21 protein-coding genes are annotated in these 20,648 nt (G+C 74.0%); 10 read left to right on the top strand and 11 right to left on the bottom strand.

The genetic code is table 11. From position 1 onward, the window contains the following. The first annotated feature begins 337 nt into the window (after positions 1-337). Positions 338-2,371: a bifunctional polysaccharide deacetylase/glycosyltransferase family 2 protein gene (locus HT134_RS25205; RefSeq protein WP_312888403.1), complete on the top strand. Its 2,034-nt coding sequence runs from the start codon at positions 338-340 to the stop codon at positions 2,369-2,371. A 13-nt stretch (positions 2,372-2,384) separates the two neighbouring features. Here the strand turns inward: HT134_RS25205 and HT134_RS25200 are convergent, their stop codons facing one another. Both HT134_RS25200 and HT134_RS25195 read right to left on the bottom strand, forming a co-directional pair. Beyond that, on the bottom strand, positions 2,385-4,511 hold the full coding sequence (locus HT134_RS25200; protein ID WP_175602920.1) for an alpha/beta hydrolase-fold protein: 2,127 nt from the start codon (positions 4,509-4,511) through the stop codon (positions 2,385-2,387). Positions 4,512-4,585: 74 nt separating this feature from the next. After that, on the bottom strand, positions 4,586-5,593 hold the full coding sequence (locus tag HT134_RS25195) for a helix-turn-helix transcriptional regulator (RefSeq protein WP_175602919.1): 1,008 nt from the start codon (positions 5,591-5,593) through the stop codon (positions 4,586-4,588). Positions 5,594-5,656: 63 nt separating this feature from the next. Here HT134_RS25195 and HT134_RS25190 point away from each other — a divergent pair, with 63 nt between their 5' ends. Next, positions 5,657-6,805, top strand: coding sequence for an epoxide hydrolase family protein (locus HT134_RS25190; RefSeq protein WP_175602918.1), 1,149 nt, complete (start codon positions 5,657-5,659; stop codon positions 6,803-6,805). A gap of 13 nt (positions 6,806-6,818) precedes the next feature. On the opposite strand, the gene HT134_RS25185 is transcribed toward HT134_RS25190, so the two are convergent. After that, the gene (locus HT134_RS25185; protein WP_175602917.1) at positions 6,819-7,052 is read right to left on the bottom strand and encodes an ABC transporter permease family protein; all 234 of its coding nucleotides are present in this window, start codon (positions 7,050-7,052) and stop codon (positions 6,819-6,821) included. Positions 7,053-7,075: 23 nt separating this feature from the next. On the opposite strand from HT134_RS25185, the gene HT134_RS25180 reads away from it, so the two are divergent. Together HT134_RS25180 and HT134_RS25175 are read left to right on the top strand one after the other, a co-directional pair. Continuing rightward, complete coding sequence (locus HT134_RS25180; RefSeq protein ID WP_175602916.1) at positions 7,076-7,420, top strand: hypothetical protein; 345 nt, start codon at positions 7,076-7,078, stop codon at positions 7,418-7,420. A gap of 52 nt (positions 7,421-7,472) precedes the next feature. Then, entirely contained in the window at positions 7,473-8,471 is a 999-nt protein-coding gene (locus HT134_RS25175; RefSeq protein WP_175602915.1) for a VOC family protein, read from the top strand. A gap of 6 nt (positions 8,472-8,477) precedes the next feature. On the opposite strand, the gene HT134_RS25170 is transcribed toward HT134_RS25175, so the two are convergent. Together HT134_RS25170 and HT134_RS25165 are read right to left on the bottom strand one after the other, a co-directional pair. Next, positions 8,478-8,927 carry a GNAT family N-acetyltransferase gene (locus tag HT134_RS25170; protein ID WP_175602914.1) on the bottom strand — a complete coding sequence of 150 codons (450 nt, stop codon included), beginning with the start codon at positions 8,925-8,927 and terminating at the stop codon, positions 8,478-8,480. Between the two features lie 37 nt (positions 8,928-8,964). After that, positions 8,965-9,912: a DUF2218 domain-containing protein gene (locus HT134_RS25165; RefSeq protein ID WP_217708316.1), complete on the bottom strand. Its 948-nt coding sequence runs from the start codon at positions 9,910-9,912 to the stop codon at positions 8,965-8,967. Positions 9,913-10,040: 128 nt separating this feature from the next. Here HT134_RS25165 and HT134_RS25155 point away from each other — a divergent pair, with 128 nt between their 5' ends. Then, the gene (locus HT134_RS25155; RefSeq protein ID WP_175602913.1) at positions 10,041-10,559 is read left to right on the top strand and encodes an ArsR family transcriptional regulator; all 519 of its coding nucleotides are present in this window, start codon (positions 10,041-10,043) and stop codon (positions 10,557-10,559) included. Between the two features lie 51 nt (positions 10,560-10,610). Here HT134_RS25155 and HT134_RS25150 read toward each other — a convergent pair whose 3' ends face one another. Next, positions 10,611-11,126, bottom strand: a complete 516-nt coding sequence (locus HT134_RS25150; RefSeq protein ID WP_175602912.1) for a hypothetical protein — start codon at positions 11,124-11,126, stop codon at positions 10,611-10,613. A gap of 29 nt (positions 11,127-11,155) precedes the next feature. Further along, a complete protein-coding gene (locus HT134_RS25145; protein ID WP_175602911.1) occupies positions 11,156-12,103 on the bottom strand; it encodes an NAD-dependent epimerase/dehydratase family protein in 948 nt (315 codons plus the stop codon). Positions 12,104-12,201: 98 nt separating this feature from the next. Between HT134_RS25145 and HT134_RS25140 the strand changes: the two genes are divergently transcribed. Continuing rightward, positions 12,202-13,164: a GlxA family transcriptional regulator gene (locus HT134_RS25140; RefSeq protein ID WP_175602910.1), complete on the top strand. Its 963-nt coding sequence runs from the start codon at positions 12,202-12,204 to the stop codon at positions 13,162-13,164. A 1-nt stretch (position 13,165) separates the two neighbouring features. Here HT134_RS25140 and HT134_RS25135 read toward each other — a convergent pair whose 3' ends face one another. Beyond that, positions 13,166-14,587 carry an MFS transporter gene (locus HT134_RS25135; RefSeq protein WP_175602909.1) on the bottom strand — a complete coding sequence of 474 codons (1,422 nt, stop codon included), beginning with the start codon at positions 14,585-14,587 and terminating at the stop codon, positions 13,166-13,168. Positions 14,588-14,706: 119 nt separating this feature from the next. Between HT134_RS25135 and HT134_RS25130 the strand changes: the two genes are divergently transcribed. Beyond that, positions 14,707-15,036 carry an ArsR/SmtB family transcription factor gene (locus HT134_RS25130; protein ID WP_175602908.1) on the top strand — a complete coding sequence of 110 codons (330 nt, stop codon included), beginning with the start codon at positions 14,707-14,709 and terminating at the stop codon, positions 15,034-15,036. 21 nt (positions 15,037-15,057) lie between these two features. Here HT134_RS25130 and HT134_RS25125 read toward each other — a convergent pair whose 3' ends face one another. Beyond that, the gene (locus HT134_RS25125; protein WP_312888401.1) at positions 15,058-15,585 is read right to left on the bottom strand and encodes a MarR family winged helix-turn-helix transcriptional regulator; all 528 of its coding nucleotides are present in this window, start codon (positions 15,583-15,585) and stop codon (positions 15,058-15,060) included. A gap of 122 nt (positions 15,586-15,707) precedes the next feature. Between HT134_RS25125 and HT134_RS25120 the strand changes: the two genes are divergently transcribed. Continuing rightward, positions 15,708-16,583 (top strand): NAD-dependent epimerase/dehydratase family protein, encoded by an 876-nt coding sequence (locus HT134_RS25120; RefSeq protein WP_175602907.1) that lies wholly within the window; start codon positions 15,708-15,710, stop codon positions 16,581-16,583. A 249-nt stretch (positions 16,584-16,832) separates the two neighbouring features. On the opposite strand, the gene HT134_RS25115 is transcribed toward HT134_RS25120, so the two are convergent. Both HT134_RS25115 and HT134_RS25110 read right to left on the bottom strand, forming a co-directional pair. Continuing rightward, positions 16,833-17,462 (bottom strand): TMEM175 family protein, encoded by a 630-nt coding sequence (locus HT134_RS25115; protein WP_175602906.1) that lies wholly within the window; start codon positions 17,460-17,462, stop codon positions 16,833-16,835. 40 nt (positions 17,463-17,502) lie between these two features. Beyond that, positions 17,503-18,936: an aminotransferase-like domain-containing protein gene (locus HT134_RS25110; protein WP_175602905.1), complete on the bottom strand. Its 1,434-nt coding sequence runs from the start codon at positions 18,934-18,936 to the stop codon at positions 17,503-17,505. A 77-nt stretch (positions 18,937-19,013) separates the two neighbouring features. Here HT134_RS25110 and HT134_RS25105 point away from each other — a divergent pair, with 77 nt between their 5' ends. Further along, positions 19,014-19,874 (top strand): SCO6745 family protein, encoded by an 861-nt coding sequence (locus HT134_RS25105; protein ID WP_175602904.1) that lies wholly within the window; start codon positions 19,014-19,016, stop codon positions 19,872-19,874. Continuing rightward, positions 19,871-20,641 carry a crotonase/enoyl-CoA hydratase family protein gene (locus HT134_RS25100; RefSeq protein ID WP_175602903.1) on the top strand — a complete coding sequence of 257 codons (771 nt, stop codon included), beginning with the start codon at positions 19,871-19,873 and terminating at the stop codon, positions 20,639-20,641. Before HT134_RS25105 ends, HT134_RS25100 begins: the two co-directional genes overlap by 4 nt. Positions 20,642-20,648: the final 7 nt, after the last annotated feature.

The following is a 20,648-nucleotide window of genomic DNA, read 5'->3' as shown; positions in this document are numbered from 1 at the left end:
CGCCCGTCCCCGCCTGGCAGGACCCGGCCGCGGGCCGGCGCCCCGAGCAGCCACCCGCCACCCGCCCCGAGCCGGCCATCGTAGGTCCCGAGCTCGCCGCCGGACCGCACGCGCCCGCCACCGGACGTCCCGAGTCCGCCGCCGGACCGCACGCGCCCGCCACCGGACCGCACGCGCCCGCCACCGGCCCCCACGCGCCCGCCGCCCGGCATTCCGGGCAGCACCCGTCACCATCCCCGAGCGCGCCGCCAGGCGTCCCGCCGACCCGCGCGGACACTGGTTCCTGCTCGCCGTCGGCCTGCTGCTCGTCGCCGCCGCGCTCACGCTCAACGGGTACGTGACCGGCGTCACCGGCGAGACCCACGCCGCGCCGCCCGCCACCGGCCGCCCCTCGGCCGAGCTGGCCAAGGCCCGGCGCGGCGGCCCCGTGCTGAACCTGACCGCCGGCGCCCCCTCCAGCGCCCGCCCGGCCGCCCGGACGATCGCGCTCACCTTCGACGACGGCCCCGACCCCATCTGGACCCCGCGCGTCCTGGACGTGCTCAAGAAGCACGGGGCCAAGGCGACGTTCTTCACCGTCGGCTCGAAGGTCGCCCAGTACCCCGAACTGGCCCGGCGCATCGTCGCCGAGGGCCACGAGCTGGGCAACCACACCTACACGCACGCGGATCTCGCCTCCGTGCCCGGCTGGCGGCTCAGGCTGGAGCTGTCGCTGACGCAGAAGGCGCTCGCGGGCGCCACCGGCCTGCACACGACGCTGGCCCGCCCGCCGTACTCCTCGACGCCCTCCGCGATCACCGCGCCGCAGTGGGACGGCATGCGGTCGCTGGCCGCCGAGGGGTACCTGGTCGCGCTGACCGACCTCGACACCCGCGACTGGGCCCGGCCGGGAACGGACCGGATCGCCGCGTCGGCGCTGCCCTCCCGGGGACGCGGGGCGATCGTCATGATGCACGACTCGGGCGGCGACCGGCGGCAGACCGTCGAGGGGCTCGACCGGGTCCTGACCGAGCTGTCCGGCAAGGGCTACCGGGCGGTCACGGTGACGGGCGCGCTCGGCATGCCCTCCGCCCACCGGCAGGCCGACGGCACGGACCGGTTCGGCGGCGCCGTCCTGAACGCCGCCCAGCGCGCCGCCGGCGCCTTCACCGGGGTGCTGTCGTGGGTGCTGTTCGCCGCCGGCGCGCTGACGCTGGCGCGGCTGATCTTCTTCGCCGTCCTGGCGTGGGTGCACGCCCGCCGTACGCGCGGCGGGAAGCGGCGGAAGGGACGCGCCCCCATGTGGTCCGCCCCGCCGCCCGTCACGGTGATCGTGCCCGCGTACAACGAGGCGGCCGGCATCCAGGCGACCGTGCGCTCGCTGGTGGAGACCCACTACGAGGGCGAGGTGGAGGTGCTCGTCGTCGACGACGGCTCCACCGACGACACCGCCGACCTCGCCGCCGCCCTCGGGTACGCCAACGTACGGGTCATCCGGCGGCCCAACGGCGGCAAGCCCGCCGCCCTCAACACCGGCATCACGCAGGCCCGGCACGAGCTGATCATCATGGTGGACGGCGACACCGTCTTCGAGCCCGCCACCATCGGCCGGCTGATCCGCCAGCTCGCCGACCCGTCGGTCGGCGCGGTCAGCGGCAACACCAAGGTCGGCAACCGGCGCGGCATGATCGGGCGCTGGCAGCACATGGAGTACGTCATCGGGTTCAACCTCGACCGGCGGGCGTTCGAACTGCTCGACTGCATGGCGACCGTGCCCGGCGCGATCGGCGCGTTCCGCCGCTCGGCGCTGGTGGCGCTCGGCGGCGTCAGCACCGACACGCTGGCCGAGGACACCGACCTCACCATGGCGCTGTGCCGGTTCGGGTGGCGCGTGGTCTACGAGGAGCGGGCGCTGGCCTGGACGGAGGCCCCCACGTCGCTCGGCCAGCTCTGGAAGCAGCGCTACCGCTGGTGCTACGGAACGCTCCAGGCCATGTGGAAGCACCGGCGGGCCGTGCTGGAGCGCGGGCCGTTCGGCCGGCGCTGCCTGGGCTACCTGGCGATGTTCCAGGTGGTGCTGCCGCTGCTGGCCCCCGTCGTCGACCTCATGGCGGTCTACCAGACCGTTCTGGGCGATCCGCTGCCGGTGGTGGCGGTGTGGGCGGGGTTCGTGGTGGCCCAGGCGCTGACCGGCTGGTACGCGCTGCGGCTCGACGGTGAGCGCGTCTCCGCGCTGTGGGTGCTGCCGTTGCAGCAGTTCGTCTACCGGCAGCTCATGTACCTGGTGGTGATCCAGTCGGTGGCGACCGCGGTGCTGGGCGTACGGCTGCGCTGGCACACCATCCGCCGCGAGGGCACCTTCGGCTCGGCCCCGTCCGTCCCCCAGGTCTGACCCGGCGGGCCGGTCAGGGGACGGGCAGGCCGGTGGACGGATCGACCACGGCCACGAAGACGTCGCCGTTGCCCGGCGCGGCGCCGTCCGCCGGGGCGCCGTAGGTCAGGCCGGAGACGGCCACCTTCCCCGAGGGGGTGGCCGCGGCGTACAGGTCGGGCTCGGAGAACGGGTCGGCCGCGTCGTCCCGCGCCGTGCCGAACTGCGCGGCGGCCCGCCGCTGCCCCTTGCCGTCCAGGCGCACCGTCAGGACGTCGGCGCCACCAGCCATCACGCCCACCCGGCCCCTGGTGTAGCCGACGACCTCGACCTCGCCGCCGGGCAGGGGCGCCACGGCGGCGCCCTCGTCGGCGGCGGGGGTGGCGACGGCGGCGGTCCAGCGCTGCCGGCCCGTGCCGGTGTAGGCGGTGGCCAGCAGGTCACCGCCGCTGGCGCCGGTGGCGACGGCCAGGCCCGCGGTCGTGACCGCCACGGCGTTCAGCCGGTCGTCACCCGGGCCGCCGGCGCTCGTGGCCCACCGCCTGGCGCCGTCGGGCGCGTACCCGGCGATCCAGCCGTCGAGGCCGCCCAGCGCGCTCGTGCCGGGCAGGGAGGCGGTGGTGCTGCCGGTGACGTAGACGCCGGAGGCGTCCGCGGCCACGCCGTACGCCTTGTCCTCTCCGGCGCCGCCGTACTGGCGGACCCAGGAGAGCCGGCCGTCGGGGGTGAGGCGGGCGAGCAGGGCGTCCTTGTCGCCGCTGTTCGGGCCGTCGAGCGTGCCCTTGGTGTAGCCGGCCGCGTACGCGCCGCCGTCGGGCGCGGCGGTCAGGCCGTAGAGCCGGTCGGCCGCGGCGGGGTCGCCGAACTGGGTGATCCACCAGACGGACCCGTCCGCGGCGAGCCGGGCCACGAACGCGTCGTCGGCGGCGTTGCCGGGGTGACGGCCGTCCAGGTCGCCCTTGGTGTACCCGGCGGCGAGCACGCCGCCGTCGGGCAGGGCCGCGACGCCGTACAGGCGCTCGTCGGCGGCGGTGCCGAGCTGCCGCGTCCAGCTCCGCGTCCCCGTGCTGGCGAGCACCGCGTCGAGGCGGCCACCGTACGGCTGGCCCGCCACCGGCCCGCCGGCCGCGAACCCGGTGGTGAGCGTGCCGTCGGCGTGGGCCGCGACGCCGCCGGCCCAGTCGGCGGCGGCCGTGCCGAGCAGCGGGCCGGGCAGGCCCGCCGGGGGCGTGACGCTCAGCGCCGGGCCGAGCTCGGCCATGGCCTGTTCGAAGGCGGGCGACCAGACGGTCCAGTCGTGGCCGCCGTCGAGGACGCGGAACTGCGCGGAGAGCGCCGGTGACCTGCGGGCGGCGTTGTAGAGGGCGGCCGACTCGAAGTCCAGGTCGTGGTGCGCGTCGGCCGGCGCCGGGTTGGCGTACTCGTCGTCGCCGACGGCCACGAAGAGCCGTACGGGCCGGTCGGGGTCGAGCTTCGGCAGCAGTGCCGGGTAGTTGAGGTCCTGGTACACCTCGTCGGCGAACTTCTCGCCGTCCCGTCCGAACGCCCCGTAGTCGCGCGCGGAGGAGTCGGAGGGCGGCAGCGGCGTGTAGACGGCGGGGCTGAGCACCATGGCCGAGCCGAACAGGTCCTGGTGGGCCAGGGCGAGGCGCAGCGCCCCGGCGCCGCCCATCGAGTAGCCGCCGACCAGGCGGGCCTCGCGGATGGGCGCCGTGCGGTAGGTGGCGTCCACGTACGCCACCAGGTCGCGCGTCAGGGCCGTCTCCACCGGGCGTCCCGGCAGGTCGGAGCCGGTGTACCGGCTGTCGACGTACCAGCTTCCGCGCTCGCTCCACGGGGCGTCCGGCATGACGGCGATGACGGGCGGTATCCGCCTGGTCCGGATCATCTGGTCGAGGGTGTCCTTGACCCGGGTCCATGCCTGCATGGTGTCGCCCCGGCCGTGGAGCAGGTACAGCACGGGGTGGCGCTCGCCGCCGGTGTCGTAGCCGTACGGCAGGTAGAGGTTGAAGGCGATGTCCTCGCCCAGGGCCTTGGACGGCGCGGACCCCGTGGTCAGGGTCCCGCCCTTCGGCGCCGTCACGTCGGCCTCGCCTGGCACGGCCAGCAGGAGGACCAACGCGAGGGCGGCCAGTATCCCGGCGCCGCTCCACCTGGGCATGGCAGCTCCCGTAAACGTTTACAGCATGGGCGTTGACTGTTGCAGGAGAGTTTCATGGTGCGGGAGGTACCGTGTCAACGTCGTGGATCGTCCGGCTCGCGGCTCAGCCCGGAACCCCGGTCCGACGCGGCCGCGGCGCGGCCGAGGCGGTCGCCGACCTCGCGCAGCACCGGGACCAGCTCCGGCGGGTCCAGCACCTCGAAGTCGAACCCCTTCACCGCCACGTGCACCGCCAGCTCGCGCAGCGAGTTGGAGCCGGCCGTGAACAGGCAGGTACGCGCGTCCACGGCCGCGAGCCGCCCCGCGGCGGGCGACGTGCGCGGCGCCACCGCCTCCAGCGGGGCGTGGAAGAGGACCCGGGCCTGGTACCTGTACGGCGCCGAGGTGATGGCGTGCGCGACGTGGGCGGCGGCGTCCTCCCCGGGCGGCGTCCGCGGCGTGAAGCGCGCCCCCGGCGGCCCGAGCGGCTCCTCGATCCGGTCCACCCGGAAGGTGCGCCAGTCGTCCTTGGCCACGTCCCACGCCCGCAGATACCACCGGCGCGGCGTGTGCACCAGCCGATCCGGCTCCACCTCGCGGGCGGTCACACCGTCGCGCCCCCGGTACCGCAGCCTCAGCCGGCGCCGATCGCGGCACGCCGCGGCGATCGCGGCCAGCAGGTCGGCGCTCACCTCCGGAGCGGCCTCCCCGGGCAGCGGCACCGTCGCCGCGCGCAACGCCTCCACCCGGTGCCTCAGCCGTGCGGGCAGGAGCTGCTGGAGCTTGGCCAGCGCCCGCACCGCCACCTCCTCCAGGCCGGCGACGCTGCCGGTCGCGGCCGTGCGCAGGCTGATCGCCACGGCCACGGCCTCCTCGTCGTCGAGCAGCAGCGGCGGCAGCGCGGCCCCCACCCCGAGCCGGTACCCGCCGGCCACGCCCGGGGTGGCGTCCACCGGATAGCCGAGCTCGCGGAGCCGTTCGACGTCGCGGCGCACGGTGCGCAGGCCGACCCGCAGCCGGTCGGCGAGTTCGGCGCCGGTCCAGTCCGTACGCGCCTGCAGGAGCGACAGCAGGCGCAGCAGCCGCGCCGAGGTCTCCACCATGGATCTCATTGTGGCCGCCATTGGTGCCCGAACCTGACACCAATGGCTCATACCGTGGCCGACATGACGAACACCGAGATCCACCCGTACCGTGTCGAGATCCCGCAGGCCGACCTCGACGACCTGCGTGAGCGGCTGCTCCGTACCCGCTGGGCCCCGGAGGTGCCCGGCACCGGCTGGGAGCGCGGCGTTCCCACCGGATACCTGCGGGAACTCGCCGCCTACTGGGCCGACGGCTTCGACTGGCGCGCCCAGGAGGCGGCGCTCAACGCGTACCCGCAGTTCACCACCACCGTGGACGGCGCGCAGGTGCACTTCCTGCACGTACGCTCCCCCGAGCCCGGCGCGACCCCGCTGCTGCTCCTGCACGGCTGGCCCGGCTCGGTCGTCGAGTTCCTCGACCTCATCGGCCCGCTCACCGACCCCGTGGCCCACGGCGGCGAGGCCGCCGACGCCTTCCATCTGGTGATCCCGTCGCTGCCGGGGTACGGCTTCTCCGGCCCGCTCCCCGGCACCGGCTGGACGGACGGCCGCACCGCCGCGGCGCTGGCGGAGCTGATGTCCAGGCTCGGCTACGCCGGATACGGCGTGCAGGGCGGCGACGTCAGCGCGTTCATCGCGCCGCTGGTGGGCCGCGCCGCGCCGGACGAGGTCATCGGCGTGCACGTCAACGGCCTGCTCACGTTCCCGAACGGCGATCCGGCCATCATGGGCTCGCTGACCGACGGCGAGCGGCGGCGGCTGGCCGGGATGAAGGAGTGGCAGGCGAAGCTGGGCGCGTACATGCAGGTCCAGGGCACGCGCCCGCAGACGCTCGCGGCCGCGCTGCACGACTCCCCCGCCGGCCAGCTCGCCTGGATCGTGGAGAAGTTCAAGGACTGGACGGACCCGGCCGCCGAGCTCCCCGAGCAAGCCGTGGACCGGGACCGGATCCTCACCGACGTGAGCATCTACTGGTTCACCGGCACGGCGGGCTCGGCGGCGCACACCTACTACGAGCGGTTCAACGACGTCACCATGTGGGCGCCCAGGGAGCGCGGGACGGTGCCGACCGCGGTGGCGGTCTTCCCCACGGACTTCTCGGTCCGCCCGCTGGCCGACCAGGCGCACGACGTGGTCCGCTGGACGGAGTTCGACCGGGGCGGCCACTTCGCGGCCCTGGAGACCCCCGACCTGCTGATCGGTGACCTCCGGGCGTTCTTCCGCGCCTAGCCCTCGGTGCCGGTCAGGAGGGCTCCCGCCGTGCCCCGCGCGTGGAGACGAGCCCTCCCGCCAGGCCGCTCACGGCGCAGACCACCACCAGCCCGGCGTACTGCGGCAAGGAGTACGCGAACCACGGCTCCCCGGTCAGCGCCTCGCCCAGCGCGGTGAGGGACGCGGCGGCGATGCCCGTTCCGAGCAGCGCCCCGGCGGCCGTCGCGATCAGCGTCTCCCAGCACACCATCCTGACGAGCTGCACCGGCCCGATCCCGACCGAACCTCATGCGCCGGCACGTGCGGACCGAGGGGCGGCAGCTACGCCTCGTGGAGCGCACCGGCGTCGACCCGGTGATGACGTCGTTCACCGACCGCAGCGACGAGCGGATGGTGCCCGAAGGGCCGGTCGAGGTCCTGGTGTGCGGGATCGACGGGAGCGGACGGCCGCCGCGCCGCCTGGAACACGGCACGGAGCAAGCCCGTGACCTGGCCGCCGCGCTGAACGCGCCGGCCGCCGAGCCGGGCGGGGACACCCTGCCCGCCCTGCGCAACGAGCTCCTCCCGGCCGACCTCGACGACGACGTCCGCGATCGGCTGGCCCGGCTCGCCCCGCCGCAACCAATAAAATGATAGTAGACTTTCAAAATAAAGTACGCTCTCATATCTCTGGAGGTGGCCCGGCATGGGTGACGACGTGACCGGCCTGCATCATGTGGGGCACATCGTGCGGGACATGAGCAAGGCGACGGAGCTGTACCGCCGGCTCGGCTTCATCGTGTCGGCGCCCGCCTACCCCGTCCTGCCGCGGGTCGCGGGAGGCCCCGCCGAACCGTTCGGGGTGGCCAACAGCCACGTGCGCTTCCCCCGCGCCTTCGTCGAGCTCGTGGCCGCCGTCGACGACGCCGGGGCCATGCCGGGCGACGCCCGCCCGATCCCGCTGCGGGTGCCCGACGACAAGCTGCCAGGGCTGAGGGCGGCCATCCACGCCACCGCCGGCAGCATCAGGTCCTTCCTCCAGCGCTTCCAGGGCCTCCACATCATGATCGCCGACACGCCGGACATCGACGGCGTCGCCGCGCGGCTGACCGCGGCCGGCGTCGGCCACGGCGGCGTGCACGCCGTCCAGCGCCCTGTCGAGACCGCGACGGGGACCGCGACGGAGCCCGCCCGCTACCTGGAGATCTCCGATCCCGATCTGCCCGCGGGGCGCGTACCGGAAGGCCGGCTCGGATTCGCCCAGAACGCGCCCGCCGCCGCGGTCCAGGACCGGCGGCACACCGAGCATCCCAACGGCGCCACCGGGCTGGCGGCATGCCTGCTCTGCGTCGCCGACCCGGAGCTGCCGGAGCTGGAGCGCCGGTACGGCACGTACTTCGGCCCGCCGCGAGACAGCCCGACGCGAGACGGCCGGACACCGGACGGCCGGGTGACCTGCTTCGATCGGGCGAACGTCACCGTCGTGGCCGCGTCGGCGCTCGCCGAACTGCTGCCGGGCGAACGTCCGGCGGCTCTGCCGGCGTTCGCCGGCTACGCGGTGTCCGTACGGGACATCAAGCTCACCGAGCGGCTTCTGCGCGACAACGACGTCCCGATCGCCCGTACCGGGCCAGGAGAGCTGTTCGTGCCGGCTGACGCGGCGCTCGGCACCGCGATCGTCTTCCGCCAGGAGATGTCCGGCTGACCCGGATCACCCGGCTCCCGCGGGGCCGCGCACCATGAAGACGTCCACCGGGTCCTCGGCCTCGACCGTGAACCCGTGCCGCTCGTACAGCCGGCGGGCCGGGCTGCCCTGCAGCACGTTCAGCCGGACCACGGCGTTCTCGCGGTCGCACCGCTCCAGCAGCCGGCTCATCACGGCGGAGCCGATGCCCCTGCCGTGCAGGGCCGGGTCCAGGTAGAAGTGCTCCAGCCAGTAGGCGTCCTTCGCCGGACGCAGCGCCACGCAGCCGGCGAAGGCGCCGCCCAGCTCGATCATCCAGGTGTGCCCCGGCACGAACGCGTCCCGCAGCCGCTGCCGTACGCGGTGCTCGTCGTACCGCCCGAGCCGTTCGAGATCCGGCCGCATCACCACGGCCCGCAGCTCGGCCACCGCCTCGACGTCCGCCGCCGAAGCCGGACGAAGCTCCCAATCAGCCATGATCGCGATGATATCGCCCCGCCCGATCGGGCCCTGTTCAGCGCTTGCGGGCCAGCGTGACGCCGTCACGGACGGGCAGCATCACGCAGTCCATCCGGTCGTCACGGGCCAGGGCGTCGTTCACCCGGCGCATCGCCAGCTGGTCCTGCTCCTGGACGGCCGGGTCGAGCACCGTGCCCCCGAGGAAGACGTTGTCGAGGACGAGCAGGCCGCCGGGGACGAGCCGCGGGACGATCTCCTCGTAATAGGCGGGGTAGTTGACCTTGTCCGCGTCGACGAAGGCGAAGTCGAAGGCCGGCTCCTCGGGCAGCGCCCGCAGGGTGTCGAGGGCCGGGCCGATCCTGAGGTCGATGCGGTCCTGGACGCCCGCGCGTTCCCAGAAGGGCCGGCCGATGCCGGTCCACTCGGTGCTCACGTCGCAGGCGAGCAGGTAGCCGTCGGCCGGCAGCGCGCGGGCGATGCACAGAGCCGAGTAGCCGGTGAACACGCCGACCTCGATGGCCCGGCGGGCGCCGGCGAGCCGGACCAGCATCTCCAGCAGAGCACCCTCGTCGGGCGAGACCTGCATCCCCGCGGAGCGGCCGGTCTCCTCCCGCGTGGCAACGGCAAGCTCGGTCAGCACCTGGTCGGCCGGGGTGCAGTGCGCGAGCAGGTAGTCCTGGACGGCCGGGGGGACGATCTCCAGGGCCTCGCCGTCGGCCGGGGCGCTCCACTCGACGCGGACCTCCTCCTGAGTGGCGAAGCGCACCAGGTGCCGGGTGACGACGTCCTGCACGCCGGCCAGGGAGTCGAGATCCGCGGCGGCGGCGACCAGGACCAGCTCGTCCCGGCCGGAGGCCAGCGCGCAGGTGCCGTCGCGGAAGGTGATGCTGCCCCGGCCGGCGCCGGTCAGCTCCGCGGTGGCCTTGTGGCCCATGTGGGAGATCAGCTGCTTGACGTAGCGCGCCGGGCGGTCGGTCGCGACATGGGCCGTGGACAGGGGCATGCGGGGGTCCTTCCTCAGGCGTCGGGCGCCAAAGCGTAGAGAAAGCTAGACGCTTTGGTCGCGACGGGCAGTCTGCCCCCGGGCTCCTTGGTTTGTCAAAAGCGTCGAGGTTCCTAGACACTTACGTCATGGGAGACCCCCTGACGTTGAGCTCGCCCGCGCAGTTCAAGGCACTCGGGCACCCGCTGCGCCACCGCGTGGTGAACCTGCTGCGCCAGCGCCCCGCCACGCTCGGCGAGCTGACCGCGGCACTCGGTTCGACCAAGGGAACGGTCGGCTACCACGTGCGCATCCTGCGCGAGGCCGGGCTCGTCCGCCTCGCCGGCACGCGGCAGGTGCGCGGCGGCACCGAACAACGCTTCGAGCTGGTCAGCAAGGGGTTCCGGCTGGGCGAGGAGGCCGGGGTCGGGGCCGAGTTCCTGCTCGGCGCCGCCCTGGCCGAGATGCTGCCGGCCCGCTCCGGACCCGGTGACCACACCTCGCTGCGCCACCTGTGGCTCACTCCCGACGAGGCCCGCGCCCTGGCCGAACGGCTGGAGGCGCTGGACCCCGGACGGCACGAGACCGCGAACCCCGGCGCGGAGGCGTACGGCCTGCTCCTCAGCCTCTATCGCGCCGACATCCCCCGCCTTCCTCCGGAGGAGTGAGCCGGATGCGCCGGGTCGGCAGCCCGCGCGGCCGGCCCACGGGACGGGCGGTCACTTGACCACCCGTTTCGTCATCTTCTGGCCGTCCAGGCGCATGGCCAGGCAGTACACGGTCCGGTACCGCGGCCAGTCGCTCTCCGCCGGGCCGAGTCCCCACAGACCGATCACGTCCCGTTTCGACTCCTTGATGCGCATCCTGGGAAAGCACCCGTTCTCCATGAGCCGGGTCAGGTCCGCTCCCGGATACGGGCCGTCCGCCAGGACGTACGTGGTGGCGAACTCCGCCGAGTGCGGCACGTCGCAGGGGACGACGGTCACCATGAACGTCTCGGGCAAGGGCTCGATGCAGTCGCCGGGCCGCAGCTCGGTGGCGTGGAACTGGTGCGCGCCGGGGACGGCGCCCTGCTGGGACGGCGTCTGCGGGGACGGCGTCTGCTGGGACGGCGTCTGCGGGGCGGCGGCCGGTGTCGGCTCGGCGGGCGCCGACGGCGCCGGTCCGGCGGGCTGCCCGGCGCAGCCGGCGAGCGCGAGCAGCACCCCCAACGCCGCCGATGATGGACGGATCATGGGAACGAGGATGACGCCTCGAGATCACTTCAAGGTCGCGAACCGGCTGCCGGCGCGGGACGGTCGGCCGCGGCGGCCATCTCCTCCAGCACGTCGTCGATCGGGGTGGGCGTGACGCCGAGCGCCTCACGGGTCGCGGAGTCGTCGAGGAGGTTCGGCCGGTCGTACAGGTACAGCATCTCCGGGAACTCGGCCATGACCGAGTCGGTGCGGGCGATCTCCTCCAGCTCGCGCGACGGCATGTGCCGCAGCCGGGGAGCGGGGGCGCTGGCGGCCGCGGCGAGGCGGGCGGCCAGCAGGCGTACCGGCAGGTCCGAGGTGGACGGCACGTGCCAGGCGCGTCCCCAGGAACGCTCGGAGCGGGCGGCGGCGACCAGCGTGCGGGCCGCGTCGCCGGTGTAGGTCCAGCTGTGCGGCACGTCCAGGTCGCCCGGGTAGGCGGCCGGCGCGCCGGCCAGCACCTGGGCCCCCACCATGAGCGTGAACGGCGAGTACGCCCCCGCCCCGAGGAAGTCACTGGCCCGCACTTCGGTCACCCGCACGCGGCCGGCCTCGTGAGCGGCTCGGGCCTCGCGCCACATCCGCGCCCTGACCTGGCCCTTGCGGCTGCTCGGCGCCATCGGCGCCCCTTCGGCGACCGGCCCCTCGGCCGGGCCGTACCCGTAGGTGTTGCCGAGCATGACGTAATCCGCGGCGCCGCGTTCGGCCGCGGCCAGCAGCGCCGCGGCCAGCGGCGGCCATTCGGCGGGCCAGCGGTCGTAGGGCGGCATGGCGCAGTTGAACAGGACCTCCGCCCCGGCGACCAGCTCCGTCAGCCGGTCCGCGTCGCCGGCGTCGGCCGCCACCCGCTCGATCCGCGGATGGACCGGGCCGCCGCCGCGCCGGGTGACCAGGCGGACCTGTCGCCCGGATTCGGCCAGCAGGCGCGCGGCGGCCGATCCGGTGGCTCCGGCGCCGACGATGACGTGCAAGGACATCACTACCTCCGAGGTACGAGGGGGGTGCGGCTCCACCCTCCACCGAGGCCGATCGTTAAGGTAGTGGCCCGAATGCCAGACATCCGGAGGTTCGGGCCATGCATCGGGTCGCCGTCATCGCCGTGCCGCCGGTCACCACGTTCGACCTGTCCATCCCGGAACTGGTCCTCGGCTCGACGACCGTGGACGGCCGGCCCGGCTACGCGGTGCGCGTCTGCACCGCCGAGCCCGGCCCCGTCGCCACCGGCGGAAGCCTCCAGCTCACGGTCCCGTACGGGCTGGAGATCGTCGATGACAGCGACACCGTCATCGTCACCGGGACCGGCGCCCGCGACGACGTCGATCCGCGCGTGCTGGAGGCCCTGCGCGGCGCCGCGGACGCGGGCAGGCGCGTCGCCTCGATCTGCACCGGGGCCTTCGTCCTCGCCGAGGCGGGCCTGCTGGAAGGCCGCAGCGCCACCACCTTCTGGGCCAGGTCGGAGGAGTTCCGCCGCCGCTTCCCGTCGGTCGACCTGCGGCCGGACGTGCTCTACGTCGAGGACCGCGGCATCCTGACCTCCGCCGGCCTGTCCGCCGGCATCGACCTGTGCCTCCACCTGGTACGCGGTGACTACGGCGCCGCCACGGCCAACGCGGTGGCCCGTCTCGTCGTGGCCGCGCCGGTGCGCCCGGGCGGGCAGGCCCAGTTCATCGCGTCCCCGTTGCCGCCGGAGACCGGCACCTCGCTCGCCGCCACCCGGGCATGGGCACTGGAACGGCTGCGCGAACCCCTCACCCGGACCGCCCTGGCCGCCCACGCCCGCACCAGCGTCCGCACCCTGACCCGCCGCTTCCTCGCCGAGACCGGTCTCAGCCCGCTGCAATGGCTGCTCCATCAGCGGATCGAGCTGGCCAGGGAACTGCTGGAGAGCACGGACCTGCCCATGGACCAGGTGGCGCACCTCAGCGGACTGGTGACCACGGACTCCCTGCGCCGGCACCTCTCACGCCGGACCGGCCTCACGCCCAGCGCCTACCGGGCGGCCTTCACGCGGCGGCATCCGGCGCGCCCGAGCGCCTGACTCAGGACGGCGTCGTGGCCGTCGCCGAGCCGGCGGGCCGCGTCCCCGGCGCGGCGACCTCCGCGGACCTGGACCTCACCAGCCACAGCCCGGTGAGCACGGCGCCCGCCAAGGTCACCACGCCGGCCACGACGAAGGCGCTGTCGAGGCCCGCCTCGAACGACGCGCCACCCGCCTCCCGGGTGCGGACCACGGCACCGAGCACCGCCACGCCGAGCACCGCGCCGATCTGCCGGGTGGTGCTGCTGACGCCCGACGCCAGGCCGCCCTCCTGCGGGCTGACCGCCTGGATGGCGGCGCCGGTCAGCGGGGACATGGTCAGGGCGAAACCGATGCCGATGATCGCCAGCCGCCACCACACGTTCGCGTAGCCGGTGTCCGCGTGCGTGAGGCCCAGCGTCAGCAGCCCCACCCCGGCCAGCGCCAGGCCGATGGTGACGACGATCCGGAAGCCGTACCTGGCGGCGAACCGGCCCGCGAACGGGCTGACGACCACCATGGCGAGGGTGGCGGGCAGGGTCTGCAGGCCGGCCAGCAGGACCGAGCTGCCCTGGACGTACACGAAGAACTGGGAGAAGAAGAACGACGACCCCATGAGCGCGAAACCCACCACGACCATCGCCGTGTTGGACACCGTGAACAGCCGCTGCCGGAACAGCCGCAGCGGCAGCATCGGCGCCGGACGACGCCGTTCGACGACCACGAAGACGGCCAGGACCAGCACCGCGGCGGCGAAGGTGCCCAGGATCACCGGCGACGTCCAGCCGCGGGACCCGCCCTCGATCAGCCCGTACGTCAGCGCCCCCACACCGAGCACGGACAGGACCGTCCCTGGGACGTCGATCGCCGGCGCGCCCGGATTGCGCGACTCGCCCAGGACCCGCAGACCGGCCAGCAGCAGCAGCACGCCGATGGGCGCGTTGACGAGGAAGATGGCGGGCCAGCCGAAGGTCTCCACCAGAACGCCTCCGGCCAGCGGTCCGGCGGCCAGGCCGATGCCGCTGAACCCGGCCCACAACCCGATCGCCTTGACGCGTTCCTGCGCGACGGGATACGCGGCGGCGAGCAGGGCCAGCGAGGCGGGGCTGAGCGCCGCCGCCCCGACGCCCTGCGCCACCCGTCCGGCGATCAGCCAGCCGATCGAGGGCGCCACGGCGCACAGCACGGAGGCGGCGGTGAACACCGCGACGCCGGCCAGGAACACCCGTTTGCGGCCGAACCGGTCGGCGAAGACGCCGCCGGACAGCAACAGCATGGCGACCAGCAGCACGTAGGCGTCGACGATCCATTGCAGGCCCGTGAGCCCGGTGTGCAGGCGCCGCTGCATGTCGGGCAACGCCGCGCCGACGATGGTGCTGTCGAGCAGCACCATGAACTGGCCCAGGCAGGCCACTGCGAGCAGCACTGCACGGTTCGGGCGCATGCCTGCGGCACTCGTCGTGCTCTGGTGTGCGGTCACCGCTGTTCCCTCTCGTCAGGCGGATGCTGCCGCACAACATAGTTCGATAATACCGAACTGTCGAACAATGGTATCGTCGAGGCATGCGACGGCTGCCCGAGCCCGCCCGCGAGTCGCTGACGCTCGCGCCGGTGCTGCACGCGCTCAGCGATCCCGTGCGCCTGGAACTGGTGCGGCGGTCCTGGGCCACCCCCGACTCGACCTGCGCCGTGCTCGCCGAGGGCATGGACGTGCCGATGTCGACGCTCACCAATCACTGGCGGATCATGCGCGAGGCCGGAGTGATCAGCATGACCGCGGACGGCCGGCACCGGCGGATCCGGGTCCGCGCCGACGACCTGCGCGAGCGCCTCCCGGGCCTGCTCGACCTGGTCCTGAGCCTCGCCGCGGCGGAGCAGCAGGTGCCGGCCTGACGCTTCCGAGCCCGCCGCGTCTCAGGTGCCGGCCTGACCCCGGCCGTTGTCGCCGAGGGAGATGAGCAGACGGCGCAGCAGCGCGGCCAGCTGATCGCGTTCGGCGGCGGGCAGGTCCTCGAGGAGCCGGCGCTCGTTGGCCAGGTGATGCTCGACGACCTCGTTGACGAGGCGCAGCCCCTGGTCGGTCAGGGAGATCAGCACACGTCGCCGATGGCCGGGGTCCACCGCCCGGTCGACCAGCCCCTTGCCCACCAGCCGGTCCACCCGGTTGGTCAGCGCCGCCGAGCTCACCATGGCCGCCGCGCTCAGGTCTCCGGCGCTGAGGACGTGCGGCGGACCGGAGCGCAGCAGCGTGGCCAGCACGTCGAACTCCCACGACTCGAGCCCATGCCGGGCGAACTCCTCCTTGACCGCGCGTTCGAGCAGCCGCGACGCCCGGGACAGGCGGCCGATGACCGCCATGGGCGAACTGTCGAGGTCGGGCCGCACCGCCCGCCACTCCTCGATGATCACATCGACTCCGTCCTGCTGGATCGCGTCGGTCACGCTGACCCCTTCCGATGAGGCGGCTTCGCCCCGCAGTCTAATCTCTCGACATCGAAATGTTTGACATGTGGAGGACTCTCGCTCTAACGTTTCGACATCGAAATTTTTGAGGGAGAGATGACATGCGTATCCTGATCGTCGGTGCTCGCGGCTACCTCGGCTCGGCCGTCGCCGAAAGACTCTCGGCCGCGGGACACCAGGTGGTGGAACTCGTCCGCCCAGGTGGCGCCCATCCCGAAGGCCCGTACGAGCGGCGCGTCGGCGACCTGACCGATCCCGGCTCGCTCACCGCGGCGGTCACGCCCGACATCGACGCCGTGATCAACCTGGCGACGCCCACCGGCGACGCCGACGCCGACGCCGCGGCCGTGGCGGCGCTGACCGGCCCGCTGCGCGGCACCGGGCGCGCGTTCGTCTACACCAGCGGCGTCTGGGTGCTGGGCGCCACCGGATCGGCGACCGCCCATGAGGACTCGCCGACCGACCCGATCGCGATCGTGGGCTACCGGCCCGGCATCGAACGCCAGGTGCTCGCCGCCGCCGAGGACGGCGTCCGCGCCACCGTGGTGCGTCCGGGCATCGTGTACGGCCGCGGCGGCGGCATCCCCGCGCTGCTGGTCGGCCTGGCGCGCAGGCACGGCGCCCCTGCGGTGGTGGCGGACCCGGCGGTGCGCTGGCCGATGGTGCACGTCGACGACCTGGCGGAGCTCTTCGCCAAGGTGGTGGAGCAGGCGCCGGCGGGAACACTGTGGCACGGCGTGAGCCAGCCGGCCGTCCCGGTGCGGGAGCTGGCGGCCGCCGCCGGCCAGGCCGCGGGGGTCGCCGGCGAGCCGCGGGTCTGGCCGCTGGAGCAGGCGCGGGCGGAGCTCGGCGAGCTGTTCGCCGACGCCCTGGCGCTCGACCAGTCGGTCAGCGGCCAGGCGGCGCGCGACCGGCTGGGGTGGGAGCCGCGCCACCCCGAGGCCGTCGCCGACCTTCGCGACGGCTCCTACCGCTGAACCCGCCGCGATCCCGCCGCCGTGCTGTCATGATCTTGATGACGCCTCACCGATGGGATCCGCGATGCCCGCTCGCTCGCTCGCGCTGCTGGTCGCCTCGCTCTGCGCGGGCGGCCTCGCGGCCGAGTTCGGTGGAGATCCGGGTGACCGACGGGCGCACGTTCGCCGTGGCCCTGGACCCCCGCCTCGGGCCGCCCCCGGACCACCGCCACCCTCAATTGCTGAAGGGCGCCCCGCCGTGGAACGACGTCACACGGCCTGGCGTCTTCTCGGCCGCATGTCGAAGAAGAAGAAGATCATCAGGAACACGTAGCAGCAGAGCGCGGCCACCGCGCTGAAGGCGCCGATCACGGTCGGCACCAGGTAGGAGACCGGGCCCATGCCCCAGCGCAGGCGCAGGGCGCGCGCCTCCTGCGGGGTGATGTGCGGGCCCAGGTGACGGTGGCCGAGCGAGGCGTACCACCACACGGCGTTGTAGAAGATCCCGCCGACCACCAGCACGAGCCCGTAGAAGACGGCTGCCACCCGCTGTGCCCCGCCGTCGCCGCTGTGCAGCGCCTCCGCCAGCACATGCGTGGGGAACGGCAGGAAGGCCACGTCCATCAGCAGCAGCACGTTGAGCCCGAGCAGCATGCCGTCGGTTCTGCGGATGAAGTGGAACATCCGGTGGTGGTTCATCCACACCATGCCCACCAGCAGGAACGTGATGGCGTAGGCCACGTACGACGGCCACAGGCCGACCAGAGCGCCCCGCAGGTCGTGCTCCCAGCCCTCGGGCAGATGGATCTCGATGACCAGCAGGGTGATGGCGATGGCGAAGACGCCGTCACTGAACGCTTCCAGGCGAGATGTACTAATTGCGGGGGATTGCTCCGTCACGGCGCAGATCGTATCTTGACGGCTCACCGTCCTGACCAGGTCATCGCCCGACGGCAAGCCGGCGGGAGTGCTCCTCCCACGCGGCGACGAGCCGGTCGACCGCGGACTCCAGCGTCCGCGGGGACTCGGCGAAGGAGAGCCGGACTCCGTGGTGGTGCCTGCCGTCCACGCAGGCAGCGGCTCCCGGGGCGACGATGACGCCGTAGCGGGCCGCCAGGTGGGCGAAGGTCTCGCTCTCGGTGACCGGCAGGGAGACCCAGGCCGACAGCCCGGCCCGCGGGACCTCCGGCCGCCAGGCGGGCAGTTGCCGCCTCAGCAGCCCCAGCAGCAGATCACGCCGGTCACGCAGGGAGCGGCGCAGCTCGTCCTGCCAGGTCGCGCCGGCCGCCCCGAGCAGGCGGGCGGCGATGAGCTGGGCCGGCACGCCCGGGGCCAGATCACTCGCGGAAGCCAGCAGCAGCAGGACGTCGCGCAACCACTCGGGTGCTCGGATCCAGCCGACCCGCAGCCCTGCCCAGAACATCTTCGACAGGGATCCGAGGGCGATCACGGAGTCGTCGCGTGCCGCCAGCGGGATCACCGGCTGTCCTTCCCGCTCCAGGTCCAGCCCCGCCTGGGCCAGGTCCTCCACGAGCAGCGCGCCGCCTCGCCGTACCAGGGCGAGCAGCGAGTCGCGGCGTGAGGCGCTGAGGACCGCGCCGGTGGGGTCGTGGGCCGCGGAGTCCACGTAGACCACCGGCGTGCGGACGGCCAGGCGCCGTACGGCCTGCGCGTCGATCCCGAACGCGTCCACCGGCACCGCGATCGGGCGCTCTCCCCGGACGGCCGACGCGAGCCCCGGATGGGTCGGGCAGCCCGTGATCACGGAACGCGCTGGAGAGTCCAGCGCGGCGAGCACCAGCGACAGCGCGTGCCGGGCACCGGAGGTCACGATCAGCTGATCCGGCGTGGTCGGCAGGCGCAGTCGCGCCGTGAGGTGCGTGGCGAGCGCGGCACGCAGCGCGGGCAGCCCGGCCGGGTGCAGCCCGTGGCCGCGCAGCTCCCGCGGCGGGATGCCGCCGTCGAAGGGCGGCAGGTGATCGACGCCCGCGGGCACCGACAGGGACAGATCGATGATCTCCTTGGAGCCGGCGGAGCCGTCCTGGGCCAGCCGGCGACGCAGCAGCGCGGACGCCGCGCTCTCCACCGGCGCGTGCGCGGAGAGGGGACGCGGGCGGACGAAGGTGCCGGCGCCCTGACGGCGTTCCACCCAGCCCGCGTCCGCGAGCTCGCCGTACGCGCGGACGAGCGTGCCACGGCTGACCCCGAGCGCGTCCGCCAGCGTCCGCTCGGCCGGCAGCCGCTCCTCCGCGGCCACCAGCCTCCGCTCCATCGCGTCGGCGATCCCCTCCGCGATCCGCCGATAGTGAGGCCCGCTACGGCGCCGCCACCCGTCAAGGGCGATGCGCACCCACCACCCCAGATCATGGTCCATTTCCCAAAATTGGCACTGTCTCGTGCGTTCGGCAACGGACATGCTTGCCGTCGGCATTCTCGACCCAGGGAGACGTCATGGATCCGAGCCCCACGCTGGCCCGGCGGTTCTGGGAGGCGATCGAGCCCATCCACGCCGTCGCCTACTTCACCCCCGAACCGGCGCAGGCCGCCGAGACGGTCGGGCTCACCGGCTGGTGGACGGGCTACTTCGCGGGCCGGGCCGCCCCGGTCGGGCCGGTCGGCGAGGCCGCCGGGGCCGCGCTGTTCTTCGCGTTCGCACCGGCGAAGGTGGCCCGCGCGCTGCCCGCGGCGTGGCAGAGCGCCGACCCGGCGAAGGTGCTCGACAGCCGGCTCGCGGCGGTGCGGACGGCGCTCGGCCGGGTCCTCCCGCCCACCGCGTCCGGCTCCCTGCGACGCCTCGTCGACCTGCTCGAACGGGCGGCCGAAGGGTGCGCCTACGAGGGGCGGGCGCTGGCCGCCGCCTGGTCCCGGGTGCCCCGCCCGGCCGACGTGGCCGGGCGGCTCTGGCTCGCCACCACGATCCTGCGCGAGCATCGCGGCGACGGCCATGTCGTCGCCGTCGTCCACGGCGGGCTCACCGGACTCGAAGCGTCCCTCACCCATGTGGCGACCGGCAACGTCTCCAGGGAGCTCATCCAGCGGAGCCGCGGCTGGATCGACGCCGAGTGGGAGGAGGCGCGACGCAGGCTGGTGGCCCGCGGCCTGCTCGACCGGCACTCCCGGCTCACCAGGACCGGCGGGGTGCTGCGGCGCGAGATCGAGAACGCCACCGACCGGCTCGCCGCCGGTCCGGTCGTCACCCTCGGCGAGACCGGCGTCGAGGAGGCGATCCGGCTCGCCGCGCCGATCAGCCGGCATCTCGTCGACACGAACGTCATCCCGGTGCCCAACCCGATCGGAGCGCCCCGCCCATGACCACCATCACGTGCTCGCACCGGGACGCCGTGACGACGATCACCATCGACCGCCCGGCCAAGCTCAACGCCCTGGACTACGCCACCATCGACGAGCTGATGGCCGTGCTCGCCAGGGTGGAGACCGACGAGGCGGTCCGGGCCGTCGTCCTCACGGGTGCCGGACGGCGCGCCTTCAGCGCGGGCGCCGACATCGGCGATCTCGCCGAGAGCATCGCCGGAGGCGTCGACCGGGCTCTGCGGGACGTCGTACGGAGGGGGCAGGGGCTCACCCGCCGGATCGAGACCTTCCCCAAACCCGTCGTCGTCGCCGTCAACGGCCTCGCCTACGGCGGCGGCTGCGAGATCACCGAAGCGGCGCCGCTCGCCGTCGCGGCCGCCCACGCCACCTTCGCCAAGCCGGAGATCACGCTCGGCTTCCCGCCTCCCTTCGGGGGCTCGCAGCGGCTGCCGCGGCTCGTCGGCCGTAAGCGCGCGCTGGAGATGATCCTCACCGGTGACCCCATCGACGCGCGGCGCGCCATGGACCTCGGCCTGGTGAACAGGGTGGTCCCGGGAGAGGACCTGCTCGACGAGGCGCACGACCTGGCGGCGCGCGTCATCCGCCACTCTGCCCCGGCCGTGACGGCGTGCCTGGCCGCGGTGACCCGCGGGATCAACGTGCCGATCGACGAGGGCCTCGCCGTCGAGGCGTCCTGGTTCGCGGTGACCGTGCCCACGGAGGGCGTCGCCGCCGGCCTGCGGCGCTTCCTCGCTCGCGACAGGTGAGAGCGGG

This window comes from Nonomuraea rhodomycinica, from assembly GCF_013363995.1.
Classification (GTDB): Bacteria; Actinomycetota; Actinomycetes; order Streptosporangiales; family Streptosporangiaceae; genus Nonomuraea; species Nonomuraea rhodomycinica.
Note: the sequence above shows the minus strand (reverse complement) of the source record. Positions and strands in the feature narration are given on the sequence as shown.

Coding starts and splice junctions, on each gene's coding strand:
- HT134_RS25200 (WP_175602920.1), bottom strand. CDS start 4,511: ATGCCCAGGTGGAGCGGCGCCGGGATACTGGCCGCCCTCGCGTTGGTC.
- HT134_RS25175 (WP_175602915.1), top strand. CDS start 7,473: ATGGGTGACGACGTGACCGGCCTGCATCATGTGGGGCACATCGTGCGG.
- HT134_RS25135 (WP_175602909.1), bottom strand. CDS start 14,587: ATGCGCCCGAACCGTGCAGTGCTGCTCGCAGTGGCCTGCCTGGGCCAG.
- HT134_RS25155 (WP_175602913.1), top strand. CDS start 10,041: ATGGGAGACCCCCTGACGTTGAGCTCGCCCGCGCAGTTCAAGGCACTC.
- HT134_RS25100 (WP_175602903.1), top strand. CDS start 19,871: ATGACCACCATCACGTGCTCGCACCGGGACGCCGTGACGACGATCACC.
- HT134_RS25105 (WP_175602904.1), top strand. CDS start 19,014: ATGGATCCGAGCCCCACGCTGGCCCGGCGGTTCTGGGAGGCGATCGAG.
- HT134_RS25180 (WP_175602916.1), top strand. CDS start 7,076: ATGCGCCGGCACGTGCGGACCGAGGGGCGGCAGCTACGCCTCGTGGAG.
- HT134_RS25170 (WP_175602914.1), bottom strand. CDS start 8,927: ATGGCTGATTGGGAGCTTCGTCCGGCTTCGGCGGCGGACGTCGAGGCG.
- HT134_RS25145 (WP_175602911.1), bottom strand. CDS start 12,103: ATGTCCTTGCACGTCATCGTCGGCGCCGGAGCCACCGGATCGGCCGCC.
- HT134_RS25150 (WP_175602912.1), bottom strand. CDS start 11,126: ATGATCCGTCCATCATCGGCGGCGTTGGGGGTGCTGCTCGCGCTCGCC.
- HT134_RS25195 (WP_175602919.1), bottom strand. CDS start 5,593: ATGGTGGAGACCTCGGCGCGGCTGCTGCGCCTGCTGTCGCTCCTGCAG.
- HT134_RS25190 (WP_175602918.1), top strand. CDS start 5,657: ATGACGAACACCGAGATCCACCCGTACCGTGTCGAGATCCCGCAGGCC.
- HT134_RS25110 (WP_175602905.1), bottom strand. CDS start 18,936: ATGGACCATGATCTGGGGTGGTGGGTGCGCATCGCCCTTGACGGGTGG.
- HT134_RS25130 (WP_175602908.1), top strand. CDS start 14,707: ATGCGACGGCTGCCCGAGCCCGCCCGCGAGTCGCTGACGCTCGCGCCG.
- HT134_RS25165 (WP_217708316.1), bottom strand. CDS start 9,912: ATGCCCCTGTCCACGGCCCATGTCGCGACCGACCGCCCGGCGCGCTAC.
- HT134_RS25140 (WP_175602910.1), top strand. CDS start 12,202: ATGCATCGGGTCGCCGTCATCGCCGTGCCGCCGGTCACCACGTTCGAC.
- HT134_RS25120 (WP_175602907.1), top strand. CDS start 15,708: ATGCGTATCCTGATCGTCGGTGCTCGCGGCTACCTCGGCTCGGCCGTC.